Origin of the sequence: Paenibacillus sp. FSL M7-0134 (assembly GCF_038007865.1) — a bacterium.
In the GTDB taxonomy this organism is placed as follows: Bacteria; Bacillota; Bacilli; order Paenibacillales; family Paenibacillaceae; genus Paenibacillus; species Paenibacillus polymyxa_B.
Map to the genome: position 1 here is coordinate 594,061 of NZ_JBBOXV010000002.1, position 15,030 is coordinate 609,090.

Below are 15,030 nucleotides of genomic sequence, written 5' to 3' on the forward strand. Positions count from 1 at the left end.
GGAAACGAAATATGCATCAAGAGAACAATGAGCAAGAATATTTCACCACACTGAAGGAGCGCGCGGCGCAACTGGATGGACAACAACAGGAGTTAGCCCAGTATGTTGTGGAACTGGGGAAGCTTCATTACATACAGGAGAACGAGGAGCCATTTAACGAATGTCAGCGAATATTAAAAGAACGGGCGACAGAAAGCGGAGAACCGCTGTTTAAGCCACTGACAGAGGTATTACGTGCTCTAATTGGACAAACAGCGGGCGATGTATTCGCCCATCTAACAGAGCATGTGACTGAATATCCATACAGCACAGGGTATGCGCGAAAACCGTTTCGCACTTCGGATATTACGGCCCATACTTCCCGGATTTATAAAAGAATGGTGCAGTTGATTCGAATGGACTGTATCGGGTTCTCTGTAATGGATTATTTAACAAAAAAGGATTATGAACCAGGCAGGGATTACCGGATTCAGGAAACGATTGGTGACTGGATTGCTTATGAGCTGGATAACGATAATTTACAGGTGCTTGAGGCGTTAAAAGCTATTATTTATGGAGATAATCAGGCTGCGTTACTTACGCGCAATATGATTAAAGGCATGCTCCTGAGTCATCAGGAGGAGAATTATCGCATGATCGGCGAGCTCTTGGCAGCCGCCAAGCTCCAGGAGGGATTGCGCCAAAGTATCGTGGAACAAATGGATGAAGGAACCCCGGAGGCTCTAATATATCTGTTAAAGGTGATCATCGACCAAGGCTTCATTCGTTACAGCTCGGTAGTGCGGGCGCTTGCAGTATGGACGGGCATGGGGCTGGAGTCCGCCAACCAGCGGGTCGTTCGTCAACTGATCGAGCAGGCATATGAAGCATTGACTCGTAGTGAACTGCGCCAAGAATGGCTGACCAGCTCAAATGCTAATGAAGTATATATGAGTTTGTGGGCTACTGCAGTACATGAGGAACGTGATCTGTATGGACAGGTTCAGAAACTCATGGAGCAGGGAGCACCCTACCAGAAGATCGTAGCGCTTTATGTACTGTCTAACAGTGAAAACAAGGATGTGCGCCTCGGAATCGCGAGAGAATATCTGGATGAAACGGACCCGGAGCTTCAATATTGGATATTGACGAACTATACAAGTAATTATTTTTATGAATGGATAGAAGGCGGGACGGTCGCGGATCGGATTGTTAAAGTGGTGCGCACTCCTTTGCTGGAGAGCAGAGAGGAGCGGCGTAAAGATTTTGAACGACTTCATAACCTGTTTGTACATATGAAAAAGGGTGAGTCCACCGAGCCCTCCAAGGTGCTGGATTTTGTAAATCTGTATCACCGCTCAGATGCACCTATTCAAAAAATGCTGTATCTCGCTGGTTATGATATGGACGCTTCCTGGATTGGGGAAATCATAGCCTTAAAGGAACAGATTAGCCCTAATCTGCGTGGCGAACTGTTGAACCATTTTGTGCAAAACCCTGAGGATACGGTACAGCGTGATTTTATTTTTTCCAGTTTGTCTGACAAAAGTATGAGTATCCGTGAGTTCGCTGTGGCCAAGGCGCGTAAGCTGACGCTGTCGGAACCAGAAATGCAACAAATGGAAGCCTTATTAAAGCTCAAGACGGGATCGTTGCGACAAAGTGTCATTGGTGTGTTGCTCTCACAATCGGAAGGGCCGCTGGCTGGCTCATTGGAACGCTTGCTTCGTGCTAAGGCGGAGCTGCAACGATTGGGTGGACTGGAAGTATTGACGAAGATATATGCAGACCCGGATCGTGCCGAACAGTATGAAAGCCTGCGGGCTTTGGCGGATATCATTCAGCAACCCACAGCCAAAGAGGAGCAACTGCTGTCCAAGCTGGGACAGGAGGATGCTTATACAGGGGCTAACGGTTTTGGCCTGTACGATCCGAATGTCAAGGAAGCTTGGTTGGAAGAGAAAGTTGATCTGGGTGATTTTCGATTGTCCGATGTTTTTGTTAGTCCATTGGAGAAGCTCAAGCAGTTCTTGAGCGGACTGGATGAGCTTGTTCATCATCATCGTGATGTGGAATATACTGCGGAGTATTATTCGGGCTACAAAGATACATTGCTTATTGGGACGAACCTTCGTCCTCTACGGCTGGTTCAGGTCGATGAAGAAGTAGATTCCAGACTGTCTTTATATCCTCTATATGAGGAGTGGGACCGTTATTTGCAGGAAAGCGGCATGGAAGCGCGTGAACTGCTGGAGCTTGTTTTTTATGACCGATTGGAGCCTATGGACCGAACGTTGGATCGCTACTATCGATACTTTTCTTTTAACATGAACTATTCAGAACAAAGCAAGCACAAGCTGCTGGAAGGATGGCGTAAAGACTTCGCTGAGCAAATGTATCCTTTGGATCGGATTAACGAGGTTCAGAAGTGGATGGCAGAGCTGACCTATTCCGATCAGGTAAGTACATTAGTTAATGCTTATTTTATGGACACATCCGGTGACCAAACATTTGACGTAATTGACCTTGCTTTAAATTCACTAATGCAGGGCGTGCCTAAGGACAGACCTGCTGAGGATATGGGAATGCTCCATCTATTGTCCGGCCCGTGGGTGGCACTGGAGAAGGGGCAGGTTCATGATGGTGAGTCCTTTAAGCGCTTTTTCCATACCTTTGTGAACTACGCAGAACTGCCAGGAGCGGAAAATCGTTTTTATTCTCCGCTGGATCTGGAGGATTATTTCAAAGCATATGAAAAAGGGTTGATCGGTGTAGGGGAAGTCTATCGGGAACTGCTGGCCGGTAGTGAAAGCAGAAGACATATGAGTTCCTTAACCAATGCCCGCAATACATGGATTTCTAGCAAACATGAATTTTTGGAAATACGTCGCACGGTTATTGATCGACTGTTAGAGGTTGAATTGGTTCGAGGAGATTTGCCTACCGAGGCTACGCCAAAGGTTATGGGATTGAGCCAATTTGAAGGTATGGATTATTTCATCCGTATTCTGGAGGGTCTCGACAAGGAAACGTTTGTGCGTGGTTATGTGTACGGCTACGGTGATCGTATTACCAAAAAAGAATCGTTCAGCCACTTGCTCAAAGCATGTTATCCGAGTGATGGCGAGGATGCCACATTGCTCAAGGAAAAGCTGAAAAACACTAAAATTACGGATAAACGTCTGCTGGAGGCTGCTATGTATGCTCCACAGTGGATTGAGATTGTAGCAGACTATCTCGGTTGGGAAGGGCTTCGCAGTGCGGCATGGTATTTCCATGCACATATCAATGAAGGTTTTTCGGCCGAGAAGGAAACGATTGTAGCTCATTACTCGCCGATTGTTCCGCAAGATTTTAATGATGGTGCCTTCGATATTCACTGGTTTCATGAGGCCTATGAGACGTTGGGCGAGGAACGATTTGATCTGCTGTACGATTGTGCCAAGTATATTTCAGCTGGAGCCAATCATCGTCGATCCCAGTTGTTTGCGGATGCGACGCTGGGTAAACTCAAACGGAGTGAAATGGAAAAATCAGTGGAGGACAAGCGAAACAAAGACCATTTGCTGACCTACAGTCTGATTCCACTTGCTCAGCCGCCTGAACCAGATGTACGCGAACGTTATGATTTTATCCAGAGGTTTCTGGAACAAAGCAAAAAATTTGGGGCACAGCGTAAGGCCAGTGAGGCACTGGTTTCACGGATTGCACTCGGGAATTTGGCACGTAACGCAGGTTATGATGATGTAATCCGTCTCGTATGGGACATGGAAGCTCGTAAGCTGGATGATCTCCGGTCTTATTTTGAGCCACATGCTTTGGACGAGGCTACAACGGTGCAGCTCGTCATTGATGCTGAAGGAGCGGCAGATATTGAAATTGTCAGCAAAGGCAAGACGCTGAAATCCATTCCGGCTCGTTTCAAGAAGGATGAGTATGTTACGTCGCTGAAGGAGCTTAAAGGAGATCTAGTGGATCAGTACCGCAGAGCTCGCAAAGAATTGGAACGCTCTATGGAGTCTGGTACGACCTTTATGGTGAAGGAATTGAGAGGACTGCTGGGTAATCCTGTGCTTGCTCCGTTGGTGCGAACACTGGTTTTCAAGGCCGATGATCACCTCGGATATTTTAATGAGGAAACGTTGGTATTGACGGCTCCTTTTGCTGAACAGCATACTATAGGAGAAGAAGACAAGCTGATTATCGCTCACCCCCTTCATTTGTTCGAAAGTGGTCGTTGGAGCGACTTCCAGAAGGACTTATTCGACCGCCAGATACGCCAGCCATTTAAGCAGGTGTTCCGTGAGCTGTACTTGCTGAATGCTGATGAACGTGCAAATGCGACAGTTTCCCGTCGATATGCAGGACACCAGGTACAGCCGAATAAAACGGTATCCCTATTGAAAGGTCGCCAATGGACAGTCAGCTATGAGGACGGACTCCAGAAGGTGTACTATGCCGAGAATCTGATTGCGAACCTGTATGCCATGGCAGACTGGTTCTCACCAGCGGATACTGAGGCTCCTACGCTGGAGACAGTACAGTTCTTTGATCGGACAACGTATAAGAGCGTACCGTTGGACGAAGTTCCTCCTGTTCTGTTCTCCGAAGTTATGCGGGACGTGGATCTGGTCGTCAGTGTTGCCCATATAGGCGGCGTTGATCCAGAGGCCAGTCTGACGACCATTGAAATGCGTAGGGTGATTGTGCAGGAATCACTTCGCCTGCTGAAAATTAGCAATGTACGCTTGGATGGGAATTATGCACGTGTAGATGGGACTCTTGGCGAATATGCTGTGCATCTGGGAAGCGGGGGTGTCTATAAGCAAGCGAAGGGAGCACTGCATATTATTCCGGTGCATTCGCAGCATCGTGGACGCATCTTCCTGCCGTTTCTGGACGAAGACCCAAGAACAGCGGAGATTCTATCTAAAATTGTCTTGTTGGCTGAGGATCAGAAGATCAAGGACCCGCAAATTCTTACACAGCTTCAAGCGTAGAATAGAATTCTGATATATAGAGATTCATAATTAACTCAACGTTCGCACCTAGACAATGGTTTCAAATCCTCTACTGTGTAGGTGGAAACTTAGTTTAGTTGCGGAGGTTGAGTTATTTAATACTGAGCGTGTATCAAGCGCCAATAAGGAGATATGGGTAATATTTTAGGTTCTGTGGTTTGATGAGAATCTAATAGTATAACAATTGACGATAATAGGAGAACACAACGATGATTAATAGTATCTTTCTAAAAGAGTACTCAACCGAGTATCAATCACAAGTTGTCGATTTAATTTTACATATTCAAAAAGATGAATATAATATCGCCATAACCAAAGAAGATCAGCCAGATTTGCTTGATATTGAAAACTTTTATCAGCGTGGTAACGGCAACTTCTGGGTGGCTCTTAGTGAAGAAACCGTAGTAGGGACTATAGCTTTGTTAGATATTGGGAACCGTAAGACAGCACTCAGAAAAATGTTTGTAAAACAAAACTATAGAGGTAAAACATTCAATGTTTCGAATCAATTATTGCATCATGCCATAGGATGGGCCAGGGTAAGGTCTATTGAAGAAATCTATCTTGGAACAACACCACAATTCGTAGCAGCTCATCGTTTCTATGAGAAGAACGGCTTTGTTAGTATAGCTCCAGGAGAATTGCCGATTGGTTTTCCAGTCATGAAAGTGGATAAAAAGTTTTACAGATACGTCATTCAATAATGGGTATAAATGAAGATACTGCTGGGTCACAAAAGAAACCGTCGTCTAGCAAATGTTTCTTTTGTTTAGGACAGGCGTTTGCTAGAATAAAAGGGTATGTTGCAAGTCAACGTTAACCAAATTGCTGGGAGGGACACAAGTATGAGCAAAAAGATCAAATGGGGAATTGTCGGCACAGGCTGGATCTCAGATCAATTTGTGGCGGATTTGGCGCATGTTTCGAATGGAGAAGGGTATGCTGTTGGATCACGCACTATTGAAAGCGCTACCGAATTTGCAGCTAAGCATCAAATATCAAGGGCTTACGGGAGCTATGAGGAATTAGCACAAGATCCCGAGGTAGATGCTATTTACGTAGGGACTCCCCATCCTTTTCATAAAGAAAATGTTCTGACGGCTCTTCGGGCGGGCAAAGCAGTCTTGTGTGAGAAACCCTTCACCGTCAACAGCAAAGAATTGGAGGAAATGATCGGCTTTGCACGTGAGCGTAAGCTATTCCTGATGGAAGCAATGTGGACACGTTTTTTGCCTCCGATTCGCCAAGTGCGGGAGTGGATACATGCGGGACACATTGGCGAGGTAAAGCTGGTTAAGGCGGAATTTGGTTTTCGAATAGATTGGAACCCGGAGGGGCGGCTTTTGAACCCTGAGCTGGGCGGAGGTGCTCTATTAGATGCAGGAATTTATCCGGTTTCTTTTGCTTCAATGGTCTTCGGTCCTGAACCTGAGCATGTATGGAGCACTGCTCATATCGGGGAGACAGGCGTTGACGAGACATTTTCGATCTTGCTGGATTATGGAAAAGGACGCACGGCTATGCTTAACGGGGCAGTCCGTCTCGGATTGACGAATGAGGCATACATCCATGGAACAAAGGGTTATATCCACATTCCGTCATTCCTGAACAGCACATCTGCTACTTTAGTTGTGGACGGTGAAGAGGCACAAAACTTTCAGGATGACCGATCCTCTACAGGCTATGCCTTTGAAGCAGAAGAAGTCGGGCGTTGCTTGAACGAAGGTTTGCTCGAAAGTTCTACTATTTCTTTAGATGAATCGTTAGGAATTATGAAACTGATGGATCAGATTCGTTCACAATGGGGGCTTCGGTATCCGTTTGAATAATCACATTAATTCCAGGGACCTTTCAGGTTCTCTGGAATTTTTTTGTTTATGAGCGTTGTTTTTTATACCAGGATTTTGCGAAATTCGATTCCAGTCACTCCGAAGTGCAAGATATAGACGAATTAACATTGCGATCTATATCTTGTTCATTGGAAGTCGATTATTGGATTTTTGAAAAAAATTCTTATACATAAGTATTTCCAATTCCCAAATAGCGACTTTGGTCGCACGCTAGGTAACGCCATATGAGTAAGTCAAGAGTGGGACATATGAATCATTTTTATGGATTAAAATTAGTTAAAAAACCGTCATTAATTAGTTACAAAAGTGTAATTTTATTATCGGTTAACTGAATTGTTAACGCTCTCTTTTCATGAAAAACAGTGAAGGTCCTAGTGCTGTACTTCCAAAAACTTTCAATGAAATTTTCGGAAATGTACGGTAGGGTGGTAAACGTGTCACTTGAGCCATTGCGGCTTTTGCTGACTTGCTTGCTTATCCCGTGGCTCTGGATTCTTGTCGGAGCTCGCAGGATCGAGAGCCTTTGCAAGCCTGTGAGAGTTGAATAGGCATTCACCTCATGATCTAACATCAAGGAGGAATTACAAACGTGAAAGTGAAATCAACATGGTTGTTCCGTATGGTGATGATGACAGTTATCGCGGCTGTTGTGATCGGACCTATGAATATTGCAGGAGCGGCAGGAAGCCAGACAGATCGGCCTTGGATGAACACGGCCCTGTCGGCTGAGAAACGGACAGCGTTGCTGCTGCAGGAAATGACGCTGGAAGAAAAAATAGATTTGGTGACTGGCAAGGTCAACAATTACTATGGATTCTATAATAATTCGATGGAGCGGTTGGGCATTCCGGCGCTGACGATGGCAGATGGACCAGCGGGTGTCCGCATCGCTAATCCAGATGTGCAGGACAAGCAATCTACTGCGTTGCCTGCTCCAATTGCGTTGGCTGCAACGTGGGATACCCAAGCTGCCAAACAGTATGGTGATTTGATTGGAGACGAGGCTTTTAATACAACTCATAATGTGGCGCTTGGACCGGGGATGGATATTGCCCGTATTCCATGGGGATCGCGAAACTTTGAATCTATGGGTGAGGACCCGCTACTGCAATCGCAAATGGCGACCGCTTATGTCAAAGGTATACAAAGCCACCCTGTTTTGGCGACTGCGAAACATTACCTTATGAATAATCAGGAAACAGAGCGCTTCACGACGAATGTCAAAGTCAGTGACCGTGCGTTGCATGAGATTTACATACGCCCGTTTCAAGAAGTCATCGCCGAGGCAGATTTAGGAGGGGCAATGTGCTCCTTTAACAAGGTCAACGGCGAGTCTGCTTGTGAGAACAAAACTCTTTTGACGGACCTCTTGAAGAAGGAACTGCAATTCAAGGGCTTCGTGATGAGTGATTACGGTGCGAACCTGAGTACAGTCGAATCGGCAAATAGCGGATTGGACCTGGAAACACCGGGGACCCCTTATGGTAAATGGGGAGATCAGCTGCTGGCGGCTGTCAAAAATGGTAAGGTAAGTGAAAAAACGATTGATGATAAGGCTGGGCGCATTTTGGTGCAAATGTTCAGCAAAGGTTTATTCGATCACCCGGCTCAAAATAATCAAATTGATGCCCGTGACCATGGCAAGACAGCCCGTCAATTGGCTGAGGAAAGTATGGTACTGCTTCAAAATAAAAATAATGCATTACCGTTGTCTAAAGATAAACTCAAGTCCATTGCTGTGATTGGCCCCGATGCAGATAACGGCACTGTGGCAGGCGGAGGCAGTTCGTTGGTGAACCCGACGTATACCGTGAGTCCGTTAGAGGGCATCCGCAATCGTGTCGGCAAAGGTGTTACCGTCCAATATGCACCGGGTACAGACCCGATCTCTGCAGGAGACATTATGCCTGGCCCATCGGCTGTTCCGTCTTCACTGTTGACTACATCTGATCAGAAAGAGGATATCAGTGTTGGATATGCGACTTATGGAGATGGCGAACAGGGGCTTCGAGGCGAATACTGGAAGAATAACAAGATGGAAGGCAATCCGATTCTTGTACGCAATGATGACCAAGTCAATATGAACCTTGGATTTTATAATTATCAGGGCTTCAATGCGAAGTCCCCTAAAGTTCCAAATACACCAACGACACTGAACGGCTTGATATCTGCACGCTGGACAGGGGCAATTGCAGCTCCCAAGGATGGTGACTATGCATTGTCATTAACCAGTTTGGGATCAAGCAAGCTGTATCTCGACGATAAGCTTTTCGTGGACAATCAAGGTGAAAAGCTGGGCACTACGAAGAAGAACATCTCCCTTAAAGCGGGTGAAAAGCACAAGATACGTATTGAATACCGCGCTGATTATCCGACCAATGGTCGTGATTCCGGTGGTATGGTTCGTCTGGGCTGGGAACCTCCGGCAGATACGTCAGATAAGTTGATTGACAACGCTGTGAAATTGGCGAAAAAATCGGATGTTGCGATTGTTGTTACGCGTACGTATGAGAGCGAAGGATATGTTGAGCGTTTCGATATGGAACTGCCGAACAATCAGGATCGGCTAATCCGTGCGGTTGCGGCTGCAAATCCGAAAACTATTGTCGTACAAATGAGCGGCAGAGCCGTGCAAATGGATACCTGGCAGGACAAAGTCCCTTCCATCGTACAAGCATGGTTTGCTGGACAAGAGCAAGGGAATGCTATAGCACGCGTCTTATTCGGGGATGTGAATCCTTCGGGTAAGTTGCCGGTAACCTTCCCGGTTAACGAGCAGTCTACACCCGTGTCCTCACCAGAGAAGTTTCCGGGTGTGAACGGTATAGGTGACTATTCAGATGGTATTTTTGTAGGCTATCGTGGGTATGAGAAATCGGGTATTCAACCGGCGTTCTCCTTTGGACACGGTTTATCCTATACGACATTCGGATATAGCGATCTGAAAACAAAACAGCATGCGAGTGGAAAAAAATCCGATCGTACGAGTTCCGTCGAAGTTTCGCTAAAATTGAAGAACACGGGCAAAACAGCCGGAGCTGAGGTTGTACAGGTGTACAGCGGTAAGCTTCCGACAAACGTAGAGACTCCATCCCGTCAACTGGCAGGCTGGTCCAAGATAGAATTAAAGCCGGGTCAAGAGAAGAAGGTTCGCATTGAACTCGACCCGAAAGCTTTCTCTTATTGGGATGAAAAGTCCAAAGCATGGGTTATGCCGGCGGGTGAAGTGCCCATTTATGTGGGTAGTTCCTCTCAGGATTTACGATTGACAGGAAGTGTTACGATTCTGGCAACCTCTACAGAAAAGGCAAAAAAGTAATCCCGTTACATTTGTTTTAAAATGGTTATATTCAAGAGAGCGCGGGCACAAGCACCGGCTCTCTTTTTGCTATCGGTATGTAAACGTCCAACAGGTATGCAAAGGGAAACCCAAGTGAAAGCTGAAATAGTAGGGAGGATGGGGACAGGATAATGATGGGGAGAGGAGGATATAGATGAAAAAACTCCAAAAGCAACGACGTACTGACATCTGGCTGCTTATAGCTGCAGTAGCCATTTTGATCTGTGCGGTCCTGGCCAGTATGGCTATACGGAATGTTCCGGGGCCGAAAGCAGAAAATAACGTCAACATGTGGCTAACAACACCCGATCCGGCGAATCGCCTAACCCAACAAACCCCGATCCGTTGGGATAAGGATAACAGTAAAGAAAATGCAGCGAATGCGGATACACTGACGATTGAGATTAAGCCAGATATTCGTTACCAGACGATGGAGGGATTTGGAGCAGCGGTGTCCGGTTCGTCCGCATACCTGATGAATTATGGCATGTCTGCCAATCAGCGTGATCAGCTGCTAAATGATTTGTTTACAGCCAGTGGCATTCAACTGAGTTATATTCGCCATACCATTGGAGCCTCAGATTATTCCGTAGATGGACAGGGGCAGCCTGGCAGCTATACCTATGACGATGTGGCAACAGGTAAGGACTATGAGCTGAATCATTTCTCCATCGCCAAGGATCGGGATGTGATCGATGTGCTGAAGCAAATCTTGAGAAGAAACCAGGATTTAAAGATTATGGGAACCCCATGGACAGCTCCGCCCTGGATGAAATATGGGGAGCAGATTTATAACGGCTGGTATTTGGACTATACCAATCCGCGCGTCTACCAGGCGTATGCTGACTATTTTGTTCGTTATCTACAGGCTTATGCGAACGAGGGAATTCCGATTCAGGCGATTTCCATTCAAAATGAGCCAGAATTCACGACGTCCAAGTATCCCAGCATGAGCATGGGAGCAGCAGAACAGGCGAATTTTATTAAACAATACCTGGGCCCGACCCTAAATCGAAACCATTTATCTACTCACATTATTGCCTTTGACCATAACTGGGATACAGGGAGCGAATATGCCAAGACTGTGTTAGGAGATGAACAGGCTCGAAACTATACGCACGGAACAGCCTTTCATTGCTACAAAGGAGAGCCCACAGCGATGACAGATGTGCATAATGCTTTCCCTGATAAGCCTGTATATATGACAGAATGTAGTGGAGGAGCGTGGAGTCCGGGCTTTGGAGATGATTTGAGCTGGGATATGTCCAAGCTGATCATTGGTGCACCCCGAAACTGGTCGCAAAATGTCCTCTTTTGGAATATCGCACTTGACCCGTCCGGGGGTCCGGCCAATGGGGGTTGCGCCAACTGTAGAGGTGTAGTGACCATCGACCCGTTAAGCGGTGCAGTTACGAAAAATGTGGAGTACTATGCGATTGGGCACGCCAGCAAATTTGTCCGTCCAGGTGCAGTACGTATTGATTCTACACATTATAGTGGAAGTATCGAAACGGTCGCCTACCGCAACCCCGACGGTACGCTTGTCCTGATTGCCGCCAATACGGGAGAGAACACAAAGACATTTAAGGTTCGGCAGGGAAATAAGGTTTTCAAATCTACCCTTCCCTCCAAGTCCGCAGCTACCTTTCAATGGAATCCTACGGTTTCCTGATATGGCATGTACATCAACGTTTTATAGAAGTTTTAGAGCGCTTAGCCCATCTGGCTGAGCGCTCTTTTTTCATTTGCTACAAAGTCCAGACTGTGAAAAAGATAAAATTTTAATATTGTTCAGAATTGGTTCAGAGGCGGATGATAAGATCTTTTCACTAATAACAAGAATGAACCGTTCACGGGGGAGAGTCTGATGAATCAAGAAACGAATAAAGAATGGCAAAAAGTGCTGATGGTGACGTTGCTGGCAGGTATGGCATGGGGGCCCCAGCTTGTTCATGCGGAAACGAAAGGGGAGACGTCAGCGATTGTGACTAAAGCCAGTACAGTATCTTTTACAGATCAGTCCACTATGTCATCCCAGGCATTACAGGCGGTACAGGAGGCTGTGAAGCAAGGACTGATCACGGGTTATCCAGATGGTTCTTTCCGTCCAGATCAACCGTTAACGCGCAAGGAAATGGCAGCTTTGCTGGCTAATGCACTTAAGCTTGACGCAACGGAGAAAGCAGTAACTTTTAAGGATACGCAGGGGAGTTGGGCAGCTTCTTATATAGAAGCTGTACGTGCGGCAGGTCTAATGACCGGAGATGAATCAGGTGCTTTCCGCCCGGATGCTGCAGTGAGTCGTGAGGAGTTGGCAGCCATTCTGGTGAGAGCGATTGGAGGAACCCATGTTCAAGGCGGAGATGTTCAGGACATTTCTGATGGGGATCAGGTGAGCGCATGGGCCAAAAGCAACGTAGAGGCAGCTCTCAAACTGGGATTAATGGATACGCCGGATAATCGGTTTGACTCTAAAATACAGGTAAAACGTCAGGATATCGCAGCCTTTTTGGTGAATGTATTCCAATCGGGTGAACGGACGGGAATCCTTTCTCGTATCGACGGGGATATCGCCTATATGGATGGAAAGCCCTATTTGATCGGCCAGCAATTGAAGCAACTGTTCGGAGCAGACAATGTGCCGGCGCTTCAAGGGGCTACCCTGACCTATCAGGCATCGAACCGAAACGTAGCTGATCTGTCAGCACTTCAAATTGTGCAAAGTGGTACAGCCCAACAACCGGTGACTTTGTATAGCAAAGGGACAGAATTTAAAGGCAAGTTAGCTATTGCAGCGGATTATGTGCGTATTCAAGGTGATACGTTACCTCAGGTAACCCTGATGCGGGGTGCCAAAAATGTAGAGATTCATGCAGACGTAAACGAAATGATCGTGGATACGCATGAGCCTATTCAGATTCAGGGAAGTGGTGTATGGCAGCAGCTTAAACTGAATTTTGCCGATACACAGGTACGTCTCGCCAATGGGATACAGACTGTACAGACCCGTCTTGCGGAGCGGGGAACAGAGACTCAAATTATACGTGATACCACGTTGGGTGCATCTTCGGATACATCCTCAACAAGCACTAAAAAAAGTTCATCTGGTGGTGGCGGTGGCAGTTCTACAACGAATCCAACGCCAACATCTAATCATGTACCTGTCTCAGCTATCGTTCCTGCCGATCAATATGCCATTTTGGGTTCTGGAGATACGCTAGTGGATTTGAAAAATGTGTTTTACGATGCCGATCAGGATGAGCTGTCGTATCATGCGGTCACTTCGGATGTATACGTAGCAGAAGCAGAAGTGGCAAATCAACAGCTTACACTAAAACCTAAATCAGTAGGAAGCACACAGGTATTTGTTACGGCAGAGGATGGAAAAGGCGGTAAAGCGAGCGTGTTTTTCAGCTATACAGTGACCAGCTCTACTTATGAGGAGGACATTAATCACAGTCCTGTCGTGAGCAACAGCCTAAATGACATTCCTTTGCTCTTAAATGAAGGTGGGAAGCAGATTATCCTGTCTGACTTGTTTAACGATGAGGATGGCGATGCACTGACCTACACGGTGGAATCGGCTTCGCCAGAAGTGGCCACAGGAGAAGTAACAGGCGATCAGCTTATGCTTACGCCGCTTCAAGCCGGCATTAGTCTAATGACGATAACAGCCCATGACGGCAAGGGAGGTACAGCCTCACTTCAGTTTGCTGCTATGGTGAATGCGCCTTTGCCTGATCCGCAGCCTGAGAATCACATACCTGTGGCTTTACCTCATTTACCTATCGTAGTTGCTAATGTGTTGCAGGACAAGCTGATGCTGTATCCGGGCTCGTTATTTATGGATCAGGATGGCGACGCCTTGACGTATACCATAACTTCCTCCAACCCCCTAGTAGGCAGTGTGGCGGAGAATGGAGAAGATTCATTTGTAACACTGCATAATGCTGGTATTACGATGATTGGAATTACGGCGAATGATGGACGTGGGGGCGTTTCTTTCACTTCATTTATGCTGCAAGTTGAAGCTCCTCAACCAGTAAATCATCGTCCGGTAGTGACCCGTGTGCCTGAACCTCAATATTTGGACCCGGGAGATGGTCAGCAAATATTGCAGCTGAATGATATGTTCTCTGATGAGGATGGAGACACGCTGACCTATACTGTGGTGTCTTCTGATCCATTGGTGGCAGGGGGGCAGGTAGAAGGGAATGCACTTTTCATACAACCTTTGCGTAATGGTCTGACGTTCCTTACGATTACAGCAAATGATAATCGTGGTGAAACGACATCTTTTACGATTCCAGTGATTGTTGAGAAAAGAGACTTGTTCATTTCCGAAGTCGTGTGGCAAGGCGAACCGGATTATCTGGACCAGGCGATTGAATTGTATAACCCTACAAACAGACCGTTGGAGAAAAATAGAATATGGATTGAGCGATCCGACCAACCAGACCCGATTATTATAAATGCCAATGACGGAGATGTAATTATGCCTGGGCAAACATTTGTTATTGCGGATGATCTGAGTTCATTCGTATCGGAGGAGTGGTATTTTACCTTCCTGCAGTTACAAAATAACAATTCGGAACCTGTTACGCTTAAGCTGTATTACAACAACACGCTTATAGATATCGCAGTTATTGGTCAAGGGCAGGCTTTGGGACGGAATAGCGGTACGGTCATTGGTAATCCAGACCATTATCAATCTGGTGAATGGAATGTGGAAGGGACGAACTACCCTGTTAATTTAGGAGACTTTATCGGTCGTCCTCGGCCGTAAAACATACGTATCCTAAGATTTTGAATACATGATTACATTTATCGGTGGGGAGAG

General features: G+C 46.4%; 6 protein-coding genes. All 6 read left to right on the forward strand.

The window, feature by feature from the left end; all coding sequences use genetic code 11:
• Positions 1–11 precede the first annotated feature (11 nt).
• Positions 12–4,979, forward strand: a complete 4,968-nt coding sequence (locus NSQ58_RS18450; protein WP_341057985.1) for a DUF4132 domain-containing protein — start codon at positions 12–14, stop codon at positions 4,977–4,979.
• Between the two features lie 230 nt (positions 4,980–5,209).
• Positions 5,210–5,704 (forward strand): GNAT family N-acetyltransferase, encoded by a 495-nt coding sequence (locus NSQ58_RS18455; RefSeq protein WP_103744805.1) that lies wholly within the window; start codon positions 5,210–5,212, stop codon positions 5,702–5,704.
• A gap of 141 nt (positions 5,705–5,845) precedes the next feature.
• Positions 5,846–6,829: a Gfo/Idh/MocA family protein gene (locus tag NSQ58_RS18460; RefSeq protein ID WP_071559239.1), complete on the forward strand. Its 984-nt coding sequence runs from the start codon at positions 5,846–5,848 to the stop codon at positions 6,827–6,829.
• Between the two features lie 610 nt (positions 6,830–7,439).
• On the forward strand, positions 7,440–10,169 hold the full coding sequence (locus NSQ58_RS18465) for a glycoside hydrolase family 3 C-terminal domain-containing protein (RefSeq protein ID WP_341057986.1): 2,730 nt from the start codon (positions 7,440–7,442) through the stop codon (positions 10,167–10,169).
• A 175-nt stretch (positions 10,170–10,344) separates the two neighbouring features.
• A complete protein-coding gene (locus tag NSQ58_RS18470) occupies positions 10,345–11,862 on the forward strand; it encodes a glycoside hydrolase family 30 protein (RefSeq protein ID WP_341057988.1) in 1,518 nt (505 codons plus the stop codon).
• A gap of 195 nt (positions 11,863–12,057) precedes the next feature.
• Positions 12,058–14,976, forward strand: coding sequence for an S-layer homology domain-containing protein (locus tag NSQ58_RS18475; protein ID WP_341057989.1), 2,919 nt, complete (start codon positions 12,058–12,060; stop codon positions 14,974–14,976).
• Positions 14,977–15,030 lie beyond the last annotated feature (54 nt).